This window comes from Methylobacterium sp. CM6257 (assembly GCF_054611515.1).
In genome coordinates, this window is sequence record NZ_CM137735.1 from 1757112 (window position 1) to 1778736 (window position 21625).

Sequence of the window (21625 nt, forward strand, 5' to 3'; positions counted from 1 at the left end):
TCCGAGTAACGGTTTTATCGCGCGACTTGAATGGGTGCGCGCCGACCAAGCGTGCTGAGAAGCCTCAGCGCGCAGTCTGAGCCAGCTTCAGGAGGTTGGGCCGTGCAGATCATCGCCCACTCGCCCCGGACTTGATCAAGACCACGCGTCAGGAACTGTCGGAAGCCTCTGGCCTGCTTCATATGCCCGAACACCGGCTCAACCACCTGCTTCCCGAAAAGGTAGCGGCTGCAGCGGCCAGCCCGTTTCAGGCGGGCAGCAAACCGAGCGCACGGGGAACCGACGGTAGGCCGTGGCTGAGCGAGCTTCAGGAGCCGCGCCTCTGGCTTTCTATCATCGTTTCTGCAGTCAGAGCCGCCGGCTGTTAGCGTTGGTAGCAATCTGAAGGGCCTCATGGCTTAGAACGCTTCGCAGGACCGGGCTTGCGCACCTTCGCCCGTTGTGCCGGCTCAGCCTGAATGAGCAACTTCGGAGCGTCCTCGAAGGTCCTGTGGCGTACTTTGAGAGCCACCTGAGTCCATATCAGCTTTTCCGCTCGATCTCCTCTTACCCGTGCTTGCTGAGCTCTCTCGCAAGCCACTCTGAACGCGTCGTGACCGTAGAGCTCAATGAGGCTTACTACATCCAATCTAATTACCTCGCTGACCAACTCTCGAGTGCTGTGCTGGCCTTTCTTGAAGTGAAGCATCGAGCCCTCTCAGGACGTCACCGCCGTTTTTCCATGATAACGTGACTCGCGAAAAAAGGCATCGCAGATAGATGTACTGCTGAGATGTTCGCCACGGAGTCAGGAGGGCTTCCGCATGTCGGGTCACTCGATTCACGTCAAGCTAGACGGTAGGATCTACTCAGGCACCTTCAAGGTTGACCAAACCCCATGACCGCCACGACGACTTATGGGAAGAAGTCCGCGCCGGTAGACAAGTCTCAACACGCACGATTTGCGCAGAGAATTTTGGAAGATCTTATAAAACTGGAGAAGGCGCGGAAGGGCTCGTCCCTGTAATCCCTGCTGCGGCTCACTCCAGAGTGTCCCCCGTCTGCGGTCGTCGATCGCCCTCCGGCGGAAATAAGCCTACGCGGTGAGGGCCCGTAGGTGAAAGGCGAGCCTGACGGGCAGCTGCATGCGATATTGTCTTAGGAATGCTGATGCGGCGGCCGACGATCCAGTTCGCGACCGGCTATGACGCGGTTGTAATCTGAGCGTGAGCACGACTAAGTCATTGATAGAGCAGGGGTCGCCAGGGCGCTGCGCTAGCACTGCGCTACCCCGCAGTTGAGACGCCCTTGCTCCTTCATCGCTGAACCCGCGGGGGTTAGTCATGCCCGAGCTGTGCTTGTAGAGGTCTTCGCGACCGCGCCCGCATGGGTCGCCGAGGGGCGCGATAGAGATTGAAGTCCTAGGATTGCGGTCCGGCCGGCACCTCGTCCCGCTCAGGAGCCGCCTCAATCGGTCCAGGTCGGTAGGCGTCGAGCGCAGCGTAGGCCTCCGTATCGGTAAGCCCGACCCGCTCCATGTCGTTCAAGAGCGCCAGGATGTCCGCGTCGACCGGCTCGCCGCGCTCCTTGCGCGCGATCAGAGCGTTGACCAACTCCAAGTCGTCGTGCGGCGCCGAGCCGGGTTCGTTTGTGTCGGGGGAGGACATGAGCGATCTCTCGTGAGGCGTCTCCAGGTCCTAGGGCGCGGAGGGGTGCTTGGCTACATCCGGGTCTGGAGCGCATGCCAGGAGATGACCGAGCCACTAGACGAAGTCGACCTCCTCTAGGTCGAGCATCCCGTCCAGCGCGCCCTCGCGCTCGTACTTGTCGCTCGCGGCCTCCTCGATCGCCGAGCGTGAGCCGAGGAAGAGGTCCAACGGATCGAACGGCATGCCCTCGATAGCGAATAGGCCGCGCAGCGCGTCGAAGGACACCCGGCACGGGACGAGCAGGCCGTCGTCCCGCATGCCGAAGCGGACATGCGCTTCGGTCTCAAAGTCGATTGCCGCGGCGGACGCCTCGTAGCTCTCCAGCGGCACGCTGAGCTCCCACAGTTCGCATCCCTGCTTCGCGCCGCCCAGTCTGCTGGTCAACCGACAACTCGCACTTCATCGCGTAAGCTTGCCGCGAGCGCTCAACTGTGATCGGTCTGTGGCAGAACACCTGCAATCGCATGAGGTCACACTCGTCGCTTCGCTGCCGGCCACCCGCGCCCGTCACGTTCCCGGATCCAACCTTTCGGCTACTGATGGCAGCGGCCATGCGGCGGTCTCTCACTCGGCCCGAGCAAACAACGGTCAGGTCGGCATGGCCGGTCCTCGAGCCATGCTTGGAGGCGTTCCAGGACCCGCATGTCCGTTCGGACTTGTTACAAGCGGAAACCCGGGCTGTACCGGAACGGCATAGATGTAGGCTGCAGTCGGCACCGGATATCATCCGGCATGCTGCTGGTCGATGTAGGGAGGTGGCAATGAGGCGGCTGAGGCTTACGCTGGCGCTTACCGGGTGGGCACTCATCGCGCCGGCTGCGGCCGAGACACAGGATAGCGACAGCGTCCATTACGCAGCTCGTGTCGAACTACACCCCTTCCTGACCCTCACTCTCACCGATGAGCAGTTCCTGAAAGGCCGCGCCGATAAGGCCGAACCCGTGCCGATTGCTGGCAGCCTACGTATCGCTCGTGGAGGCAAAGACCGTCTGCCGGTGGTCATCCTCATGCACGGCTCAGGCGGCATCAGCGCCAATGTGGAGTTCTGGCAGCGCGAGCTAAACGCCCTCGGCATCTCCACGTTTACCATAGATGGCCTCACCGGCCGGGGGCTCACGAACGTCAACGCCAACCAAGCCCTGCTGGCCCGGACCAACCTGATCCTCGACATCTACCGGGCGCTCGACGTCTTGGCGAAGCACCCGCGGGTCGATCCGCAGCGTGTGGCGATCATGGGATTCTCTCGCGGCGGGCAAGCTGCACTGTACGCAAGCCTGAAGCGTTTCGACGCCCAGTGGAACAAGTCCAGCATCGTTCCGGCCGCCTACCTGCCGGTCTATCCCGACTGCTCCATCGCGTTCATCTCCGACACCGACGTAATGGAGCGTCCGATCCGCATCCTCGCTGGCGGCAGCGACGACTATGATCCACCCGCTTCCTGCGCGGCCTATGTCGAACGCCTGAAGGCGGCCGGCCGCGACGCGACGATCACGATCTATGCGAATGCACAACACGTCTTCGACAACCCTATCGGTCCTGAAACCCCCACAACGGTTGAGGGTGGTCAGACGGTTAGGAACTGCGCGATCAGCGAAGAGGCGGGCGGGCGTCTGATCAACACCGCCACTGGCGCGGCCTTCACTTACGGAGATCCATGTGTGGAGCGCGGACCGCATATTGGGTCGGATGCTACGGCCCGAGCCAGCGCTCTTCAGACCGTGAAGGAGCTCCTCGTGCAGGTCTTCGGCCTCAAGTGACGGTCTCGACAATGCGCCAGCCTTCTCCCGAAGCGCGGCCCCATTGCGGCCCTTCGAACCGTACGCCTTTAGCGTCCCCCCCGAGAAACGAACGTGGCGGGTTTCGTGCGCTTACGTGTGGCAAGGAAGCGTGGCTGGCAGGCCTGCACGGAAACACTCGCGGACCCAATCTGCGGCGCTGTCCAGAGTGTCGAAAATGAGACCTTCACGGTCGCAAAGCCCGAAGCCCACCCGTAGGTACAAGCCTTCCTGGGCTGGCAGCAGGACGGCGGCGAGCTGTTGATTGGCGAAAACCAGGTGAGCTTCCTCGGAAGCGGACATTGTCACCGCCTGGACTGCCATGAAACTGACGTCGACAATCATAATTATTCCACGAGCGAGTTCAACGAGCAAGTTGATTCCAATTCCTATGCGCTAAGACCCAGCCGTGGGAGCAAAAGAGCGCTTCCGCGCTCTAACATCCCTCCTTTTTGGAGGGATTAAGTTCCGCTGTTGTCGCGCATTCTCCCGCGGAAAATCGGTATCCACTCCGCGGAAAATCCTCTATCGACGCGGCGACCGGCCGAGCTCAAGGCATGCGCTGATCGGAGTTGGCTGAAGTGATTTTAGCGATGCTTACCGCTGCTCACGGCAAGCTTCTGCGGTGGTCGGCACGCCTACGTGCGTACTGGAACAGCCGAGTCCTCCGCCTCCCGGTTGCTTGAGACACCCCGTTAGCGGACGGTCTCCGCGACAGGGGTGAGGACGATGAGCTCGGATACGAAGGCAGATGCAGGCGCAGTCGGTCCTGGTCGCGGCGGGCGCATGTCCCGGCAGCGCAAGCGGGATGCGGTGCTGCGGCTGCTGCGCGGCGAGGACCTGGAGAGCGTCTCGCGCAGCTTAGGCGTGACGGCCGCGACCTTGTCGGGCTGGCGCGACGCCTTCCTGACGGCGGGCGAGGCCAGTCTCTCCACCCGGTCCCTTGATGCGGACGCGCTGGAGAGCGGGCGACTGAAGGCCAAGCTCGGCGAGATGCTGATCGAGCGCGAGTTGCTGGAGGCCAAGATCGCTGCCCTGGAGGCGCGCGGCCCCGGCCCTTTGGCCCGCAGGAGGTCGCGGCTATGAGCCGGGCCGTCTCGCCTGCCAGCGGCAAAGCTTACGGACTGGCCCGGGTGTGCCGGATCTGGCGCGTGTCGCGCGCCACCGTCCACCGGCACCTCTCACCCGCCCGGCCCGAGCCGTCGCGCCGTCCCGGCCCGGTCGGGCCGATGCCGGATGCGGCGCTACTCACGCAGATCCGCGCCACCCTCACGGACAGCCCCTTTCACGGCGAGGGTCACCGCAAGGTCTGGGCGCGGCTGCGCCACAAGGGCGTGCGCACCTCCAAACGCCGCGTGCTGCGCCTGATGCGCGCCCATGATCTGCTCGCCCCCTCTCGCGTCGGCACACCGCGCGGCCCGCGCAACCACGACGGCACCATCGTCCCGGAGAGGGTGGACACGATGTGGGGCACTGATCTGACCACCACCTGGACGGCTGAGGGGCAGGTCGCGGTGTTCGTGGCCGTCGACCACTGCTCGGCCGAATGCGTGGGCCTCCATGCGGCGCGCCGGGCCACGCGCTTTGAGGCGCTGGAGCCGATCCGCCAGGGTGTGCGGCAGCGCTTCGGCGGCTTTACGGCCGAGATCGCCTCCGGCCTGAGTGTCCGGCACGATCACGGCAGCCAGTACATGTCGGACGATTTCCAGGCGGAGCTGGCGTTCCTGGGTATCGCAAGTTCGCCCGCCTTCGTGCGAGCGCCGGAAGGAAATGGCTGCGCCGAGCGCTTCATCCGCACGCTCAAGGAGAACCTGCTGTGGGTGAAGCACTTCGACACGGTCGAGGACCTGCGCCGCGCGCTGCTGGCGTTTCGCGACCTCTACAATAAGACGTGGCTGATCGAGCGGCACGGGTTCCGACCACCAGCCGCCATTCGCACCGCGCAGCTTCCACCCGCGGCCTTGGCCGCATAGGCTTCAGATCGGTGTCTCACAATCCGCGGGCGGTACACGAGAGCCGTCTTGCTATTCTCGGCCAAATAGATGGTGCGTCATGCCACGTGGAGCTCGAAGCTGATCGGCCTCCGCGCGGTGGTTCATCGCCGAGCTTCGTGGAACGAAGAGCGTGACGGCAGGGGTCTTGGCGTGGTCGGCTCGGCCTCACAGAACGGGGCATGACTTTGCTCTGCCCTGTGCCCGGCTGTCGCCTGTCGCCTCGTTCGTGTCGTGCGGGACGGCCCCGCCGCCCTCACTGCCGTGGCCGAAGCACGGAACGGTCACATCCTCTGCCCGACGTGCCGAAGCCTCAGCACGGTGGCCGATAGAATATACGGCTGGGCCAAACTCGACCTCCTGCGCCGCCGTTTCCTAGTCGCAGCGTGATCCAGCAAACCCGACGAAGAACCACCGCGCGGGAAGCGATTAGGCATGTCCCAAATGCGGGCAGACCTGCGCTTAAGTATCATTGACTGCGCCCGCCTGGATCGGGGCCGGACCGAGCCGCTCCACGATGACAGAAGGGCATGGTCAAGACACCTTGCCGACGTGCTGTAACCCGTCCGACTGTCCCGACCGATCAAGTGAGATCCCTAGCCTGAACATAACGTCCGAGCGATGAAGGGGGAGGCATGCCTTCCCCCGCCGGCGATAGTTCGCCTCGGCTTACCTACTTGAGGCAGGGAGACAACCGCATGAAAACTCTGCTGATGGCTTGCACAGCCTGTGCCGCCCTGATCTTCACCAGCGCGGCCGCGGACGCTCGCTTCGGTGGCGGCGGCTTCCGAGGCGGCGGTGGCGGCTTCGGAGGTGGTGGTTTCCGCGGCGCCGGCTTTGGTGGCGGCGGATTCCGGGGTGGTGGCTTCGGCGCTGGCGGCTGGCGCGGCGGCGTTGGTGGATATCGTGGCGTGGCTGGTGGCTACCGCGGCGGCTTCTACGGTGGCCGCGGTTACGGCTACCGCGGCGGTTTCTACGGTGGTCGTGGTTACGGCTACCGGGGCTACGGGTACCGCGGGTACGGCTACGGCGTCGGTGCGGGTCTAGCCGGCCTCGCGGTCGGCACGGCGGTCGGGGCTGCGGCCAGCAACTATTACGGCGGCTACGGCTACGGCGATTCCTATTATGGCGGCTACGCCCCGGCCGCCTACGGCTACAGCTACCCCGCGCAAGGGTACGGTGGCTGCACCTGCGGCTACTAACGCCACTGCATGAACACCGGGTTCGCTGCCTACGAGCCTGTCGCGAGTGCGAACCCGGTGACGCTCACTGTCGGGCACATATGCGGGCCGAGCTTGCCGCCTTCTCGTCAAGGCCGGCCCATAATCCTCAATGCTCTCGCCTTAACAGGCCTGCCTGCTACGCCTACTACTGTGGAAGAGAGCGTGATCGGTCTCGTGCAGGAAAGCCTGCGCAATTAAGTCGGCGACAGCCTCGTGGCGACTGACGCCGGCGGGGAAAGATGTCCGTTGAATCCAGTCTCGCACGCCCTGGCTGAACTCGTCGCAAACCCCGAGCCGCATCAACGGGCGGACGAGCTTAAATGCCCAGTCGCCCAACCTCGATCATGACATCGTCCAGGTAAGCCTTAAGCCGGCCGATACCGGCAGCGCTTGGCCCTGCGATGCTGAAGCCAATCAGCTCGCCACGCGCATGGACCCTGCGGATCAGGGTTTCCGCCTTCGTGGCGATCTCGCGCTCAGACGGCGCACGAAAGATGCTGCCAGTCTCCTTCGTCGTGATCCGGATTTCGAAGACAGGAACCGCAGTCATGGCTTCGCTATCGGACAACCATTCTGCGGCGAAAACTTGTCCGAATAGATAAATAAGGCCACCGCGCGATCGTATTGTGCAGCCGATGCCCTGAGGTTGAGGTGCCAGATTCCGACTTGACCTGACCGGCTGGCTTCGGACGGGCTGATTGAGAGGATCAGCTAGGACCAGAGGAACCGAGGATGAAGCGGGGTCAGAAGACGAGCGCGGAGCAGGTTGTTTCCAAGCTGCGCCAGATCAAGCTGTAGACGACGCAGGGCAAGAGCTTGGCGCTAGCCTGCAAGGAAGCGGAGATCTCCGAGCAGAGCTATCGTGACGAGTGCCTGAGGCAGGAGATCTCCTACTCGCTCAAGGAAGCCCAGACCGTAATTGCTCTTTGGCTAACCACCTACAACCGAGCCCGGCCGCATTAGTCCTTGGGCTATCGGCCGCCCGCGCCCGTCATGTTCCCGGATTTGGCCTTCCGACTACCCGTGGTGACCACCCTGTAGTAGCCTCTCAATCGGCCCGGTCCAAACTACCGGTCAGGTCAAGGGGTACGGCCGATCAAGCCAGGCACGTGGAACAGCAGTAGTGTGAGGGGTTCATCAACCAAGCCGGCTGATCGCTGATCCGCTGTCAGTCGGCACCTCGGGGACGCGGGACTCAAATGTCCCGTGGCGTACGCAGCATGAGCGACATCGACGCCCCCTTCACCAACGAACAGCTTACCGAACTGGCTCTGATGCAGGCGGAGAATACAGCGCAGCTCGAAAAGGCACTGACGACGACGGCACATCAAGCCATCGCGGGATTGGTGATGAACGCCCTCCTGATGCACACGCTGGAGCGTGCTGGCCTCGCGGACCGCAAGGCCGTGATGGCAGAGGCCATTCGGCGGGCTCGGTCGATCCAACCGCCGGAGGTGGGTGCCAGCGTAGCCCAAGTCATCAAGACCATCTTCAACGGAAAGGCGCCAGCTGCGGTAGGCGCAGACTTCGCCAGCGTCGACGGCAGCCGGCCAGACGCGAAGCACTGAGCACGGGATACTACCGCCGCAGCCCATTATCGTCAGATCGCGTACATACAGTTGATTTGTCCCATTCGATCAAGCAACCTACCATTGCACCGATCAACTGGCGGCAGAGGGGTGCCGCTATGCTTGCATATGCTAGGCCGGACATCGATAGCAGGCCGAGCGGAGCTGTCGCAGACAAGGGTTCCAATGCGGCTGAGGCAGTGCCTCCCGTCGGCTTCATCCATCTCGATACTGTCTCCGTCGAACTCGGGGCCGATCTCGACGCCCTCGCTGCCGAAGCGGGTCTCGATCCCCGGCTCTTCGACGATAGCAGCCGGCTCGTCCCGTTCACCGCACTCAGCCGCCTGATGGCTCTCGCGGCCGACCACACGCGCTGCCCTCATCTCGGACTGCTGATCGGGCAACACACGACGCTGACCTCGCTCGGGCCGCTCGGCTTGCTGCTGCGCAACTCCAACACGTTGGGCGACGCCTTACGGGCGCTTGAGGCCCATCTGTGCGTGCGGAACCGGGGCGCGGAGATCGTCCTCCACGTCCACCACGATATTGCCGTCCTCAGTTACGTCCTGCACGAGCCTGAGGTCGAGGGGGCTCCCCAGCAATCGGAATGGGGGCTTGCCGAGGCGGCCAATCTGATTCGGGCGCTGTGCTCGCCCGATTGGGCGCCGCTGGAGGTGCTGCTGCCACGCTCAGCACCGCGCGACACAGCTCCATACCGTGGCTTCTTCAGAGCACCCGTCCGGTTCGATCAGGAAGGGGCCGCTCTGGTCGTCGAGGCGCAACTTCTGGAGGAACGCATCGTGGGCGCGGATCCAGCTGTGCGCCAGCACGTAGAAGATCGCATTCGTCAGCTTGAGGCCAAGGAGCCTTCCTCTCTGGCGGATGATCTCCGCCACCAGCTCCGCATCATGGTGACCCGACAGCGCTGCAAGGCCGAGCGCGTGGCGCGCCAGTGCCGAGTGACTCGCCGCACCTTGAGCCGGCGCCTCAAAGCCGAGGGCACGACGTTCAGACAGCTTGCCACCGAAGCCCGGTTCCGGGTGGCCAAGCAGCTCCTGGCCGATACGGCCTTGAGCCTGACGCAGATCTCGACCGCCCTGAACTTCTCCGAGCCGGCCGCCTTCACGCATGCCTTCCGACGCTGGACGGGCGTGACGCCGACTGCGTGGCGGCAAGCCAACCGACCGCCGGCCTCGTTGATCTAGTGCACAAACGCGGACGGACGATGGAGGGCGCCTCCGCTAAGCGCCTGTAATTACGGCACGATTTTTCCTTCGGCGTGTACGTTTCCGATGCGTCTTTGCACTCGCTCTCCGCGAAGGCTCGCCAGCTGACCTGAACAGCTACCTCATTCAGGTGCTTCAGCTTTACGTTGCTTCAACACCCGCTCCTTACCGGGCTGGCTCGAACTCCCCCTCGAAGACCTATTTGTCAAGGCGGCCACCAAGCGGTTCTTCCGCGAGATGTCGCAGGAGGAGCTTCCGCTCGCGCCCGACCGCATCCGCATCGATGGTGCTGCCTGTACCTGTCAGCGACCGCCGAGGCAGGAAGATGGGCCTGCTGTCGCGCACGCCGACCCACCGCGTGACCAAGCAGGTGCAGCAGGGAAGCGAGAGCGACCACTTCCGCGTGAAGCGGCTGATGCCGCGAGGTGGCGGGCTCCGCTCGTTCGCCACGGCCAGGTGCACGCTCCAGGGCTTCGCGGCGATGATATGGCTGCGCGAAGGCTTCGGATTCTCCGGCGCTTGTACGGTGCGGAGGCAGAACTAGCTGCCGGCTCACTGCGCAGATATCGTTCGGTTGTTCAGCGCTTTTGCCCCCCGGGGACCGACGGCCGCCGATTCATTGTGCCAGCAATTACAGCACTACTGCACAATACGCTAAGCTTCCGTCTTAGATCTAGAAAACTGGGCGAAGCGCACGGCCATGTCAGGCTGGTTGGCGGCCTTGCTGGCCAGGATCGCAAGCAGGGGCTGCCGTCAGATCAGAAGCCGATGAGTAGGGTTCGCGAACGGTGTAGCCGGGGCAGATTCTCGGGCGGTCAGCCTGTTGCGGCGTTTCTGACGAGGTCCGGTAGGTGCGGGATCGGGTCACCGTCCGGGATCCCGAGGCGGTCGCCGAGGTAGCGGAAGAACGAGACGCCGAGCTTGGCGCAGGTCTTCATCAGGCCGAGCATGACGTCGCGGGCGGTGCGGCCGGCCTCGCTCTTCGTTCCGCCGGAGATCTTCCGCTTGATCACGCAAGCGCGGATGTCGTTCTCCGAGCCGTTGGTGTGGAGCGGGATCTCGGGCCGCTCCAGCACGCGCAGCAAGGCGGCCTTGTGCTGGTGCAGGCGGGCGAGCAGCCGGTCGAGCATCACCATGCCGGTCGCGCGTGTGAAGATCCGCTCGAAGCGGGCACGCAGGGCGCGGGCTCGTCTGGGGCAAGGGGCGCGAGCCCAGGCCTTCAGGTCGGCATAGAACCACCAGATCAGGGTGCGGGTGAGCGCGATAGCTTTGCGCTGAGCCGCGGTCGTCGGGATCAGCGTGTGGACGAGGCGCTCGGCATGAACCCAGCATAGCGCGTGCAGGCCGACCCGGAACTGACCGGCCCCGTCGGAGACCACGACCGTGTCGGGCATCAGGCCGTGATGCCGGATCGCCCCCCACAGCGCGCCTTCGGTGGCGATCTGCACGGGGTTGGGCGTGACCGCGCGCGCATCGAAGCCGAGGGCGGTGAGATGCGCCTGCCAGGCCGGGGTATCGGCAAAGACCTTGACCGGGTGGGCGGCGAGCGCCGCCAGGAAGGGACCGGCGAGCGCGCGGGTGTGCATGTAGGCCAGCGCCGCGTCGTTGACGACGAAGTCGCCGTGGCCAGCCCGCAGCAGCGCGAGGACGTTCAGGCGGGACTTGGACGCGGTGGTGCGGAAGGCGGTGAAGCGTGCATCGCCGATCTGCGTGGTCACGCCGTCAGTCCGCGCATGCCGGGCGGCGGTGTCGTCGACGCTGATCCAGGCCGCGCTCGCGAGACCGGCGCGCAGCACCGCCTGCTCCTCGGCGACAAAGGGATCGAGCCGGCCGCTCAGGAGGCGAACCACCTGACGCTTGGAGATCATCAGGCCGAGCCCAGAGAGCATCGCCGTCAAGCGCTCGCTCGTGACCTGCCCCTGGACATGAGCCGCCAGGAGGAAGCGGCGCAGATGCGGCCCGAACCCGCCGACGATCCCGGGCGGCAGCGCGGCCACGACCCTCGCCCCCGACGGCGTGGACCAGCGCTCGCGCCGGTAGCGGATCACGACCGCCTCCAGCACGAGGTCGCGCACCACGACATCCTCAAAGCCCTTGAAGCGCGAGCCCGCCGGAACGGCAGCCTTGAGCACCACCTCGCGCGTGATCACGCGCCGCTCGTGCACGGGCCCACGCCGCCGCTGGCCCGGTTTGGCCTGCGCCCGCTCGCTTGCCTTCTCCATCCCGGACGGGGTTGGCCGCGTCGGCGGGCGCGGTGGCAAGCCCTTCAGCCGCGCGACCTCGTCGCGCAAAGCCCGGTTCTCGTCCGTCAAGGCGCGGACCTGACCGATCAGGGCGTCGACCAGCCCGCGAAGTTCGCTCAGCGAGAGGGCATCCAGGCCATCGGGATCCGGCAGCGCCATGCCGGGTGTTGAATCACGCCACGGCCAAACCGCAAAACGCCACCGCCCGGATATCTGCCCCGGTTACACAAAAACCCCGCTAAGTGCTTAGCGGGGTTGCATAAATTTGGTAGCGAGGGAGGGATTTGAACCCCCGACACAAGGATTATGATCTGAACGCGAGCACGGCTAAGTCATTGATAGGGCAGGGAATGCCGGGGCGCTGCGCTAGCACTGCGCTACCTCGCCGTTGGATCGTTCCTCCTCCTCCCGCTTCCAACGCGCAAGGAGTTAGCTATGCTCGACGCTGCCCTTGTTGAGGTTCTCGCGACCGCGCCCGCACAGGTCGCCGCGGGGGGAAGATAGAGACTGGTGTCCTAGGGTTGCGGTGCGGCCGGCACCTTGTCCCGCTCAGGAGCTGCCTCAATCGGTCCAGGTCGGTAGGCGTCGAGCGCAGCGAAGGCCTCCGTATCGGTAAGTCCGCTCCGCTCCATGTCGTTTAAGAGCGACAGGATATAGCGGCTCCGGATCGGCAACCTTGTCGTCGTGCGTGCCCTGCTTAAAGTGCATGCCTTGTTGGTCCACTGGACTGGAGGCAGGTACGGGCTGAGTTCACTCTCGCGCTGCAACCTCGGCCAGCAGGTGCCCCTCGGCCTTACGAACGATGGAGAGTGGATCGTGGCTTCGCTGATGCGCCAGCAGGAGCAGATCGGTGATGAGATCAACGATTGCGCAGGAGGGTACACCATCGTCTAGGCGCCGGTCTGCACCCTCGGCAGAGATGTAAGCGTCGAGAGCGGTCTGGGCGAGCTTTGTGCGGCTGACTTCCACCGTCATGAGCACGCTCCTCAGAAATTGGGCCTACCAGATCACGCCATCTGGCGGTTGATCTGACGAAAGACGGCATTCGTTGATCAGGCGCCCCTGTGCGTCGAAGATGCCCCGCCATGCGGCCTCACGGCATTGAACCGTAACGCGAACCCGACCTTCGTTCCGGCCATGCCCCGTCTCAACCTGCGTGCGAACGAGGCCAAGGCTCGTCTCATCTTGCAACAGCCGAAGTGTGATGCCGAGCTTGGCTGCAAGCTCGCTTGGGTCCAGCCTCCAATTGCCGCCCGTCTTGCGATCGAACCGCATCAAGGCACCCTCCGTCAGCTCGACAGGAGGGCGGGCTGAGATTGACTTTAGCACAGGCAGAGAAGCCACGCGACCGAGGCGTTTTCGGCATGGCTGAACGGCATGTCGCGCTAGGTCCGCAACCGGCCATGCGGCTCGATCAGCCGGGCGGGCATGTTGCGCAGGTCGTCGCGCACGTGGTCGTTGTCGACCGCTCTTCTGCGCAGCCGTCGACCAATGATGCGCGTTGATGATTATGCAGGACCACTCGCAGCCCCAACCGGCCGTCCCGCCGGATTACTCCCGTGCCCGGACCCGCATGGTCGACGTGCAGATCGCTCGTCGCGGCGTGCGGGATAAGGCCGTGCTGAAAGCCATGCGGAGCGTCCCGCGCGAGGCATTCGTCGAGCCTGGATCCGAGGAGTTCGCCTACGAGGACCGGCCGCTGCCCATCGGCGAGGATCAGACCATCTCGCAGCCTTACATCGTCGCTCGGATGATCGAAGCCGCCGAGATCAAGCCGGGCGAGCGGGTACTCGAGGTCGGGGCAGGATCAGGCTACGCCGCCGCGCTTCTGAGCCGAATTGCCGAACAGGTTTACGCCGTTGAGCGCCACCGCTCGCTCGCGGAAGCGGCACGGGATCGTTGGAGAAAGCTGGGTTACGGCAACATCACCTTGCGCGTGGGTGACGGCACGCGCGGTTGGCCCGAGGCCGCCCCCTTTGATGCCATTCTGGTGTCGGCTGGCAGTCCCGCGGTGCCCCCCGCGCTCATGACGCAACTGGTCTGTGGTGGCCGGCTGGTCATCCCCGTCGACGAGAGCGCGGGGGGCCAGACGCTTCTGAAGATCACGCGCCGGGGCGAGACCAATTACGTGAGGGAGAGTCTCGAGCCCGTATCGTTCGTGCCGCTGGTCAGCGAGCAGGGCTGGCCGGAGAACCCGGCGACTTTTGGCGCTGGCGGCGATATACAGGGCCTCATGGCTTAGAACGCGTCGCAAGACGAGGCTTGCGCACCTTCGCGCGTTGTGCCGGTTCAGCCTGATCGAGCAACTTTGAAGCGTTACCGAAGGCCCTATGGCGTACTTAGAGAGCCACCTGCGTCCATATCAGTTTTTCTGCTCGATCTCCTCTTGCACGTGCTCGCTGGGCTCTCTCGCAAGCCACTCTGAACGCATCGTTGCCGTAGAGCTCGATGAGGCTACTACATTCAATCTAATCGCCTCGCTGGCCAAATCTCGAGCGCTGTGTGCTCCGTTCTCGAGGCGAAACATCGAGCCCTCCCAGGCGCGCCACCTCCGTTTTTCTATGATAATGTGAGTCACGAAAAAAGATATCACAGATAAATGTACTGCTGAGATGTTCGCCACGCAGTCGGGAGGGCTTCCGCATGTCGAGTCATTCAATTCACGTCAAGCTAGACGGTAGAACCTACTCGGGCACCTTCAAGGTTGACCGAAATCTCATGACAGTTACCACAAGTTACGGCAAGAAGATCGCGCCAGTAGAAAAGTCGCAACATACAGCACTCGCGCAAACGCTTCTAAGAGAGCTTATACAACTGGAAAAGGCACGGAAGGGCTCAACCCTGTAATCGCTGCTGCGGCTCACTCCGGAGTGTCCGCCGTCAACGTTGGTGGATCGTCCTCAAGAGGCAATAACCCTACGTGGCGAAAGCCGTGCTCGACGGGCAGCGGCGGGCGACCCGGTCTTAGAGTCTGTCCGGCATCATGATGTTTTCTGACAGAGCTTTCGGGTCATGAGGCGGATGGAGGCCAAGAGGACGAACGCTCGTCCTTTCCGGCTTTTGCATTCCCAATCCCTTGCGAGACGGCGGCAGTGGTTGAGCCAGCCGATCGTTCGCTCGACGATCCAACGCTTGGGCAACACGGCGAAGCCTTTAGCCTGATCGGAGCGCCTGACGATCTCGACCGTGAGGGTGCGGCAGACCTTGCGCAGACCATCTTGGAAGGCCGGTCCCTGATAGCCGCCGTCGGCGAAGAGCTTGAGCAGGAACGGGTAGAGGCCAAACAGCGTGGCCATCACCAGCACGCCGCCGTCCCGATCCTGAATGTCGGCGGGATGGACGAGCGCGTGCATCAGCAGGCCCTGGGTGTCGACCAAGATGTGGCGCTTCTTGCCCCTGATCGTCTTGCCCGCATCGTAGCCGGGCGGGTCGATCGAGCGCCCCCCTTTTCCGCGCCCTTCACGCTCTGGCTGTCGATGATGGCCGCCGTCGGGCTGGCCTCCCGACCCGCCCGCTCCCGGCAGGCGACGTAGAGCGTGTGATGGATCCGCTCCAGCGTGCCGTCATAGTCCCAGAGGTCAAAGTAATCGTGCACCGTCGAGCGCGCCGCCAGATCCTTCGGGATCGCCCGCCATTGGCAGCCGGTGCGGAGCCACGTACAGTAGGCCGTTCACCACCGCCCGCATGTCGACGCTGCGCTTGCCGCCGCCGCGCTTGGCTGGAGGGATCAGGGGCTTGATCAGCGCCCACTCGTAATCCGTCAGATCGCTCGGATAACGAAGCTCGCTTCGATCGTAGCGGGCTCGGTTCTCGCTCGTCCACATCGGCAACCTCCAAACAGGCAGCCTTGAATTACAAACCCCTCACGTCGTTCAATATGTCGCCGGACAGACACTTAGGAATGCTGAGGCGGCGGCCGACGATCCAGTTCGCGACCGACTATAACGCGGTTGTAATTTGAGCGCGAGCACGGCTAAGTCATTGATAGGGCAGGGGATGCAAGGTTGCTGCGCTGGCACTGCGCTAGCTGCTGTTCCACGCACCACAAGCCGGGGGAAGGAAAAGACAAGGTGCTTAATCTTTGCGGTCGAAAAGCAGACCTACGTCTTCGCGCCCATTGCCGCCCTACAGTGCCACTCCAGCACATTCGAGAAGCCGTTGCTTCCTCAACCGCCGAGGCGTCGCGAATTCGGATGCCGCGTGATTGCGCGCAAGCTATTTGGGACCATCGGAGGGAAGTTGACCACGGCTCATTCCGGGTGGGGCATCACCTGTGACTGAGAATCATCGGTTGGGACCGAGGCGCCGATAACGCGGCGTAAGACTCGGCCGACCTGCGCGGCCGAGTAGGGCTTGTGGAGCAACTCGAAGCCGTGGCTGTCCTCGCGGGCGAGGACATGGCTGTAGCCTGAGGCCAGGATCACCGGCAGGGTCGGGATGCGGATACGCAACGCCTTGGCGAGCTCGATGCCGCCCATACCTGGCATGACGACGTCGGAGAATACGGCTCTGAAGCCCGCCCCGTCCGTTCCGAGACGTTCGAGCGCCTCTTCCGCGTTGACGACCCACTCGGGCGCGTATCCGAGATCCTCCAAGATCTGCGTGCAGAAGCCTCCGACCTCCAGGTTATCTTCCACGAGCAGGATGCGCTGACCGAGCCCAGCCGGGGACAGATCGGCGTCGGGATCGGAGACAGGGGCTTCGGCGGCCTCGGACGAGACTTCGGGCAGGTAGAGAGTGAAAATTGTCCCCTTTTCGCTCTCGCTTGTCACGCCGACGTTACCGCCGGACTGTTTGGCAAACCCAAACACCTGAGAGAGCCCGAGACCCGTACCGCTCCCGACGTCCTTGGTCGTGAAGAACGGCTCGAAGATGCGCGCCAGCACCTCCACGGAGATGCCTGAGCCGGTGTCGGCGAGCGAGACCGCCACAAACGGCCCACACGAGCCGGCATGCCCCCGGATCATTGGCATGACCTGCCCGGCCACTACCCGCATCGTCAGCGTCCCGCTGCCGTCCATGGCATCGCGGGCGTTTACGGCGATGTTCACCAGGGCCGTCTCGAACTGGTTGAGGTCGGCGCGCACCAGGGCGGGTCTGTCCGGCATCTCGACCCTGACTTGGATGCGCGCGCCGGTGATGGTGTCGAGCATCTCGGCCACGCCGCGCAAGCGTTCGCCGACCTCGAATACCTCGGGCTTCAGGGATTGGCGACGTGCGAAGGCCAGGAGCTGTCCAGTAAGCTTGGCGGCGCGGTCGACCGTGTCGGAGACGGCGTCCATGTACCGCTTGCGCCGATCCTCCGGCAGATCTGGGCGGCGGAGGAAGTCGACGGACGAGCGGATGATGGTCAGCAGGTTGTTGAAGTCGTGCGCAACGCCGCCGGTCAATTGCCCGACCGCTTCGAGCTTCTGCGATTGCCGCAGGTCCTGCTCCATCCGCTCGCGCTCGACCGCCTCGGCCAGGAGCCGGGCGTTTGCCTCCGCAAGCTCGGCAGTGCGGGCCGCCACTTGGCTTTCCAGGAGAACGCCCGCCTCGCGCAGGAGCACGGCTTGCGCCTCCAACTCGGCGTGGAGCGCAACGACGCCCCGGTTCGTCTCGGAGAGTTCCTGGTTCAGGCGCTGGGTTTCCTCCTCGCGCTCGGCAAGCGCGGCGAGGCTGCGCAGAAGCTCCCGGTTCTGCTCACGCAAGGCGACCAGCGGTTCCTCAATCCTGGCCCGGGCGACATCCTCGGCCAGGGTCGCGAGCCTCGGTCCCGTGAAATTTTCCGCCGCGGATGGGAGCCGCTTCCCGAACGTCACGACAGTGCCGTTGCCGGCCATCGTGTCGACCTCGAAGCGGTCCATCAGCCGCCGTGAGCCGGTGATTCCAATGCCGAGGCCCGTCGTCGAGCGGAAGCGACCTTCAAGGATGGCGTCGAGTTCGGCGATGCCTGGTCCCTTGTCGCTCACCCTGATGACCAGGAACTGCTCGCCTTTGTCCGGATCGAGCTGATCGAGGCCGTACTCGATGCGACCGCCACCGGCGTAGCCGTAGGCGTTGCGCGCGATCTCGGACACTGCCGTGGCGATGCGGGTCTGGTCCTGGATCTCGAAGCCCAGGCGCTCGGCCAGCCGGCGCACGCGCTGCCGCACCTTTACGATGTCGTCCTCGTGCTGGATGGAACTGGTGAGGAGCGGCCACCTCATCGCGCCCGCTCCCGCACGACGAGCACGGTGGCATCGTCCCGGGCCCTGGCGAAGTCGCGATAGATCACCCCTGCCACGAGCGTCGGATGGGCGGCCGTGAGGCCGGGGTGGGCGTCGAGCGACCAAGCCGTGGTGATCCCGTCCGAGCACAGCACGAATAGATCGTCCGGGCGCATCGGGTACTCGAACTCCTGGATACGCCGAGCCGAGTGCCCCGCGGTCCCGGCGAGGCTGACCGTTCGCTTGGTCAAGGTGCCGGAGACGACCGCGCCCAACACGTTGCCGATGCCCGCAAACGCGAGGATGTCCCGGTCCCGCTCATACCGCGCTACGGAGATCGCACCGCCTCGTGTGTGCGACAGGCCTGCATGGATGGCGGACAGAATCGCGGCGGGCGGCTTGTCCTGGTGTCTTCGAAACAGCCTCAGCGCCTCCTCGGAAGCCTTGGCGGCCTCCGGTCCGTGGCCGAGACCATCCGACACTACGGCGGTCCAGCCGTCGGCTCGCTCGCGTACGGCGTAGGCGTCGCCGTTGGCGATCTCACCCTTCAGGGGCACCGCCACCGCCCCGAACCAGGGCACGGCGTCCGACACGGACTTCCTATTGATTGACAAGCGCGCCAACACCGCCGTGCCAAGCCCGGGGCGGGAAACGATGTCGAAGGCGTCAGACAGACGGCGCACCGCGCCAAGGCCCTCGCCGGCGCTGCCGCCAGTTGAGTGTCCGTCCCTCAAGGCCAAGCCGAGATTTGAGAATCCTTCGCCCTTGTCGAGCGCGAGGATCTCGACGCCCGAGCCGGTCCCGTCCTCGTAGGTGCCGACCAAGACCTCGCCCGGCACGCCGTACTTTACGACGTTGGTGGCGAGCTCGGTCACCACGAGGGCAATGCGGCCGGCCGCGGTCTCGTCGAACCCGATGGACTGAGCGACGGCCACCGCTCGCCGTCGGGCCTCGGCCACTTGGCTCGCTTCCGTGACGGTAACCCGGTCCATGTTCATTTCCACCGGGCGATCATGACGCGCGTGCCGACGCCGGGCGTCGACTCGATGTGGAACTCGTTCGAGAGGCGCTTGGCCCCGCCCAGGCCGAGGCCGAGGCCTTTGCCGGAGGTGTAGTGATCAGTCATCGCCTGCTCGATGTCGGCGATGCCGGGGCCCTGGTCCTTGAAGCTCAGGCGCAGGCCCTTGCGCGTCCCGGCCTGGACGATCTCCGCGCGGACCTCACCGCCCCCGCCATAATCGAGGGTGTTGCGCGCGAGCTCGCTCGCGGCGGTGATGATCTTCGTCTGATCGACGAGCCCGAGGCCGATTTCGATGGCGAGTGCGCGCACGCGCTGCCTCACGCGGACGACGTCGTCACCGGACCGGACGGGGATGGTCTCAGTCTTCGAGACCGTCACGGTCGCTCCCATAACCCTCGCCGTCCTCGGCCAAACGCGCCTTCAACAAGGCCATGCCGCGCTCGACGTTAAGGGCCGTCCTGATGCCGGTGAGCTCCAGGCCGAGCTCGACCAACGTGATGGCGACCGCGGGCCGCATACCAGCCAGGACCGTTTCGGCGTCGAGCACGCGCGAGACGGCGGCGATGCTCACCAACATGCGCCCGATGAAAGAGTCGACGATTTCTAGCGCGGAGATCTCGATCAGCACGCCGCGCGCGCCGGTGCGCGCGATCATGGCTGTCAGGTCCTCCTCCAGGGCCAGCGCGAGGCGGTCGTGCATGTCGACCTGGATGGTGACAATCAGCATGCCGCCGAGCTTGAGGATCGGGATGCGGTCCATGGCCTCAACCGCGCTCCTCGGTAACCGTCGCCTGCTGGCGCACCACTTTGCGGCCGGTCCGCCTCAGGGCGAGCGCGAAGGCGTCAGCCAGCGTCGCCTTCGAGACGACGTTCAGCTCGACGCCGAGATGGACCATGGTCTGCGCGATCTGCGGCCGGATGCCGGAGACGATACAGTCGGCGCCCATCAGGCGGGCCGCCGCCACGGTTTTGAGGAGATGCTGGGCCACCAGGGTGTCGACGGTCGGTACGCCGGTGATGTCGATGATGGCGATCTCGGCCTCCTCCTCGACGATGGCCTGGAGCAGGTTCTCCATGACGACGCCGGTCCGGGCGCTGTCGAGGGTGCCGATGAGCGGCAGCGCCAGGATGCCGTCCCAGAGCCGGACCACTGGCGTGGAGAGTTCGGCGATCTCCTGCCCCTGGCGCCCGATGACTTCCTCGCGGCTGGCCAGGAACACCTCCATCGTGAGCAGCCCGAGCCTGTCGAGAACCTTCCCCGCCGCCCATACGCCTGCGGCCAGTGCCGAGGTGTCCGCGGCCGACTTGCGCCGCAGCGCCTCGAAGATCGGCTCTTTGAGCGAAAAGACGAAGTTGGCAGTGTCGGTCGGCGTGAACCCCTGGATCGCCCGCGAGCGCGAGATGTCGGCGAGGTTCTCGCGCAGGGGGGCATAGCTTTCCACGTCCGCATCGACCCCACCGGACGAAAGTCCGTCCCGAAGCTGGCCGAATACGGCCTTGGCCTGGGTCTGGAGCTCGGCCTCGCGGATACGACCGCTCTGCAGGGAGGTACCTTCCCGGAGAGATATGTTCCAGGCTTCGAGGATGGCGGCCTCGTCTTCCGTGAGCGTCCTGTTTAGGACCTCGGCGCCGTCCATTCTCATCAGGTTTTTCCCATCGTTATGATGCAGCCTTTATCCCGATACTCAGCCTCTCGATAGGCGGCATCGCTACGAAGGAGGTGACCGCGGCAAGTTATTTCTCGCCTTAGGCTTTCCGCTGTTAACTCATTGACCTCGGCAATAGGGATCTCGGCGTTGCCATTGCGGTCGCTTCACGCTCCGTGAAAGCGAGTGTCGGAGCCTGAGATAACGTACATAAAGGTGGTGGCCTGACTAATTACCGAAATTCCTCACGAAGCTGCAGCAGCAACGGCAACAGGAAGTTGCCAGCATACTTTTAGGCCGGCTTCACAGAACAAAAGAAATTTCCTAAGACAAGGCGGCTGCTTTAAAGGCAACGTCTGTGCTTTCCCGTCCCATTTTTTCCAGTGCGGACCAGTGGCTAATGGCCAACTTCAGGCGATCAACCCACTCGATCAGGCAACCCGTAGGCGGACGGTTCCAGGGGCTGCTTTCGGTCGCAAAAGCCTTTCGCATCAGATACTAAATGCCAGGATTAGCGTCCTAAGTCCTCAACTGCTTCGGGTGCCTAGCATCAGGCAGTGTTTTGCGAACATGATGCCGAACGATCTCCGCGCTGAACGGTTTGCCAATGAACGTCGCTCCGTCCGGCAGGTCCCCGGGCCCAGGCTCGGCTTGGCCGGAGGCGACCACGACCCCGATGTGCGGCCATCGCTCCGTTGTCTGCCTCGCCAAGTCGAAGCCATCAGCGTTCCCCGGCATGTGCACGTCGGTGAAGAGCAGTTCAATCGCGTCGTGATGCTGATTTAATATCCTCAGAGCCTGGACGACGTTTATCGCCTCCAGCACCCGGAACCCCGCATCCTCCAGGATACCGGTCGCTTCCATCAGGATCAGAGCGTCGTCATCGACGACGAGGGCGTGGGGCGCATCGCCCTGGGGGTTATGAGTCACACAGTTCAAAGCGCAATTGAGAGAGGAAGGTTGCCTCCCGACAGATTTGTGGTCCCGGCTGATGGTCCGATCCTCGGAGCCAAAACGTAGTCGGATACATGCTAGGCTGCGTCGGGATGACGCGCG

General features: G+C 64.2%; 18 protein-coding genes, 1 tRNA gene and 5 pseudogenes. 8 read left to right on the plus strand and 16 right to left on the minus strand.

Features of this window, described 5'->3' with window-relative positions; all coding sequences use genetic code 11:
* Positions 1-64: 64 nt before the first annotated feature.
* The 3 genes and pseudogenes from ACYCO6_RS08495 to ACYCO6_RS08505 all read right to left on the minus strand — a co-directional run.
* Positions 65-260: pseudogene (locus ACYCO6_RS08495) on the minus strand (transposase); the annotation flags it as partial.
* A gap of 1140 nt (positions 261-1400) precedes the next feature.
* Positions 1401-1646, minus strand: coding sequence for a hypothetical protein (locus ACYCO6_RS08500; protein WP_459771051.1), 246 nt, complete (start codon positions 1644-1646; stop codon positions 1401-1403).
* Between the two features lie 96 nt (positions 1647-1742).
* Positions 1743-2072, minus strand: a complete 330-nt coding sequence (locus ACYCO6_RS08505) for a DUF1488 family protein (RefSeq protein ID WP_459771053.1) — start codon at positions 2070-2072, stop codon at positions 1743-1745.
* Between the two features lie 377 nt (positions 2073-2449).
* On the opposite strand from ACYCO6_RS08505, the gene ACYCO6_RS08510 reads away from it, so the two are divergent.
* Complete coding sequence (locus ACYCO6_RS08510; RefSeq protein ID WP_459771054.1) at positions 2450-3445, plus strand: dienelactone hydrolase family protein; 996 nt, start codon at positions 2450-2452, stop codon at positions 3443-3445.
* Between the two features lie 111 nt (positions 3446-3556).
* Here the strand turns inward: ACYCO6_RS08510 and ACYCO6_RS08515 are convergent, their stop codons facing one another.
* A complete protein-coding gene (locus ACYCO6_RS08515; protein WP_459771056.1) occupies positions 3557-3808 on the minus strand; it encodes a hypothetical protein in 252 nt (83 codons plus the stop codon).
* A gap of 384 nt (positions 3809-4192) precedes the next feature.
* Here ACYCO6_RS08515 and ACYCO6_RS08520 point away from each other — a divergent pair.
* Together ACYCO6_RS08520 and ACYCO6_RS08525 are read left to right on the plus strand one after the other, a co-directional pair.
* Positions 4193-5436, plus strand: a protein-coding gene (locus ACYCO6_RS08520) for an IS3 family transposase (protein ID WP_459761871.1) whose coding sequence is annotated in 2 segments (ribosomal slippage) — positions 4193-4517 and positions 4517-5436 — 1245 coding nt in all. Because the reading frame shifts where the segments join, the coding sequence is not laid out codon by codon here.
* 716 nt (positions 5437-6152) lie between these two features.
* Positions 6153-6656 carry a hypothetical protein gene (locus ACYCO6_RS08525; protein WP_459771057.1) on the plus strand — a complete coding sequence of 168 codons (504 nt, stop codon included), beginning with the start codon at positions 6153-6155 and terminating at the stop codon, positions 6654-6656.
* A 337-nt stretch (positions 6657-6993) separates the two neighbouring features.
* Here the strand turns inward: ACYCO6_RS08525 and ACYCO6_RS08530 are convergent, their stop codons facing one another.
* Positions 6994-7227 carry a hypothetical protein gene (locus tag ACYCO6_RS08530; RefSeq protein ID WP_459771058.1) on the minus strand — a complete coding sequence of 78 codons (234 nt, stop codon included), beginning with the start codon at positions 7225-7227 and terminating at the stop codon, positions 6994-6996.
* Between the two features lie 182 nt (positions 7228-7409).
* On the opposite strand from ACYCO6_RS08530, the pseudogene ACYCO6_RS08535 reads away from it, so the two are divergent.
* From ACYCO6_RS08535 to ACYCO6_RS08550, 4 genes and pseudogenes are all read left to right on the plus strand, one after another.
* Positions 7410-7640 (plus strand): annotated as a pseudogene (locus tag ACYCO6_RS08535) (integrase core domain-containing protein).
* 257 nt (positions 7641-7897) lie between these two features.
* Positions 7898-8245, plus strand: a complete 348-nt coding sequence (locus tag ACYCO6_RS08540) for a hypothetical protein (protein ID WP_459771060.1) — start codon at positions 7898-7900, stop codon at positions 8243-8245.
* A gap of 200 nt (positions 8246-8445) precedes the next feature.
* Positions 8446-9450, plus strand: a complete 1005-nt coding sequence (locus ACYCO6_RS08545; RefSeq protein WP_459771062.1) for an AraC family transcriptional regulator — start codon at positions 8446-8448, stop codon at positions 9448-9450.
* A 234-nt stretch (positions 9451-9684) separates the two neighbouring features.
* Positions 9685-10015 (plus strand): annotated as a pseudogene (locus tag ACYCO6_RS08550) (DDE-type integrase/transposase/recombinase); the annotation flags it as partial.
* A gap of 271 nt (positions 10016-10286) precedes the next feature.
* Here ACYCO6_RS08550 and ACYCO6_RS08555 read toward each other — a convergent pair.
* The 4 genes from ACYCO6_RS08555 to ACYCO6_RS08570 form a co-directional block, all read right to left on the minus strand.
* The gene (locus ACYCO6_RS08555; RefSeq protein ID WP_459761926.1) at positions 10287-11873 is read right to left on the minus strand and encodes an IS66 family transposase; all 1587 of its coding nucleotides are present in this window, start codon (positions 11871-11873) and stop codon (positions 10287-10289) included.
* Positions 11874-11980: 107 nt separating this feature from the next.
* Positions 11981-12101, minus strand: a tRNA-OTHER gene (locus tag ACYCO6_RS08560).
* Between the two features lie 363 nt (positions 12102-12464).
* Positions 12465-12689, minus strand: a complete 225-nt coding sequence (locus tag ACYCO6_RS08565; protein WP_459771064.1) for a hypothetical protein — start codon at positions 12687-12689, stop codon at positions 12465-12467.
* A 24-nt stretch (positions 12690-12713) separates the two neighbouring features.
* Positions 12714-12989 (minus strand): DUF6522 family protein, encoded by a 276-nt coding sequence (locus tag ACYCO6_RS08570; protein WP_459771065.1) that lies wholly within the window; start codon positions 12987-12989, stop codon positions 12714-12716.
* A 235-nt stretch (positions 12990-13224) separates the two neighbouring features.
* On the opposite strand from ACYCO6_RS08570, the pseudogene ACYCO6_RS08575 reads away from it, so the two are divergent.
* Positions 13225-13905: pseudogene (locus ACYCO6_RS08575) on the plus strand (protein-L-isoaspartate(D-aspartate) O-methyltransferase); the annotation flags it as partial.
* A gap of 790 nt (positions 13906-14695) precedes the next feature.
* Here ACYCO6_RS08575 and ACYCO6_RS08580 read toward each other — a convergent pair.
* From ACYCO6_RS08580 to ACYCO6_RS08610, 7 genes and pseudogenes are all read right to left on the minus strand, one after another.
* Positions 14696-15538: pseudogene (locus ACYCO6_RS08580) on the minus strand (IS5 family transposase).
* A 426-nt stretch (positions 15539-15964) separates the two neighbouring features.
* Positions 15965-17902 carry an ATP-binding protein gene (locus tag ACYCO6_RS08585; protein WP_459771067.1) on the minus strand — a complete coding sequence of 646 codons (1938 nt, stop codon included), beginning with the start codon at positions 17900-17902 and terminating at the stop codon, positions 15965-15967.
* Positions 17899-18894 (minus strand): ATP-binding SpoIIE family protein phosphatase, encoded by a 996-nt coding sequence (locus ACYCO6_RS08590; RefSeq protein ID WP_459771069.1) that lies wholly within the window; start codon positions 18892-18894, stop codon positions 17899-17901. The genes ACYCO6_RS08585 and ACYCO6_RS08590 overlap by 4 nt, the downstream gene beginning before the upstream one ends.
* Positions 18895-18896: 2 nt before the next feature.
* Entirely contained in the window at positions 18897-19301 is a 405-nt protein-coding gene (locus ACYCO6_RS08595; RefSeq protein ID WP_459771071.1) for an anti-sigma regulatory factor, read from the minus strand.
* Entirely contained in the window at positions 19282-19683 is a 402-nt protein-coding gene (locus tag ACYCO6_RS08600) for an STAS domain-containing protein (RefSeq protein ID WP_459771073.1), read from the minus strand. The genes ACYCO6_RS08595 and ACYCO6_RS08600 overlap by 20 nt, the downstream gene beginning before the upstream one ends.
* A 4-nt stretch (positions 19684-19687) precedes the next feature.
* Complete coding sequence (locus ACYCO6_RS08605; RefSeq protein WP_459771075.1) at positions 19688-20566, minus strand: STAS domain-containing protein; 879 nt, start codon at positions 20564-20566, stop codon at positions 19688-19690.
* A gap of 522 nt (positions 20567-21088) precedes the next feature.
* Positions 21089-21499 (minus strand): response regulator, encoded by a 411-nt coding sequence (locus ACYCO6_RS08610; protein WP_459771077.1) that lies wholly within the window; start codon positions 21497-21499, stop codon positions 21089-21091.
* Between the last annotated feature and the right edge of the window lie 126 nt (positions 21500-21625).

Excerpts from the sequence above, each read along its gene's own strand:
- ACYCO6_RS08525 (WP_459771057.1), top strand. The coding sequence starts at position 6,153 with ATGAAAACTCTGCTGATGGCTTGCACAGCCTGTGCCGCCCTGATCTTC.
- ACYCO6_RS08605 (WP_459771075.1), bottom strand. The coding sequence starts at position 20,566 with ATGAGAATGGACGGCGCCGAGGTCCTAAACAGGACGCTCACGGAAGAC.
- ACYCO6_RS08570 (WP_459771065.1), bottom strand. The coding sequence starts at position 12,989 with ATGCGGTTCGATCGCAAGACGGGCGGCAATTGGAGGCTGGACCCAAGC.
- ACYCO6_RS08590 (WP_459771069.1), bottom strand. The coding sequence starts at position 18,894 with ATGGACCGGGTTACCGTCACGGAAGCGAGCCAAGTGGCCGAGGCCCGA.
- ACYCO6_RS08500 (WP_459771051.1), bottom strand. The coding sequence starts at position 1,646 with ATGTCCTCCCCCGACACAAACGAACCCGGCTCGGCGCCGCACGACGAC.
- ACYCO6_RS08510 (WP_459771054.1), top strand. The coding sequence starts at position 2,450 with ATGAGGCGGCTGAGGCTTACGCTGGCGCTTACCGGGTGGGCACTCATC.
- ACYCO6_RS08600 (WP_459771073.1), bottom strand. The coding sequence starts at position 19,683 with ATGGACCGCATCCCGATCCTCAAGCTCGGCGGCATGCTGATTGTCACC.
- ACYCO6_RS08540 (WP_459771060.1), top strand. The coding sequence starts at position 7,898 with ATGAGCGACATCGACGCCCCCTTCACCAACGAACAGCTTACCGAACTG.
- ACYCO6_RS08515 (WP_459771056.1), bottom strand. The coding sequence starts at position 3,808 with ATGATTGTCGACGTCAGTTTCATGGCAGTCCAGGCGGTGACAATGTCC.
- ACYCO6_RS08565 (WP_459771064.1), bottom strand. The coding sequence starts at position 12,689 with ATGACGGTGGAAGTCAGCCGCACAAAGCTCGCCCAGACCGCTCTCGAC.
- ACYCO6_RS08530 (WP_459771058.1), bottom strand. The coding sequence starts at position 7,227 with ATGACTGCGGTTCCTGTCTTCGAAATCCGGATCACGACGAAGGAGACT.
- ACYCO6_RS08585 (WP_459771067.1), bottom strand. The coding sequence starts at position 17,902 with ATGAGGTGGCCGCTCCTCACCAGTTCCATCCAGCACGAGGACGACATC.
- ACYCO6_RS08555 (WP_459761926.1), bottom strand. The coding sequence starts at position 11,873 with ATGGCGCTGCCGGATCCCGATGGCCTGGATGCCCTCTCGCTGAGCGAA.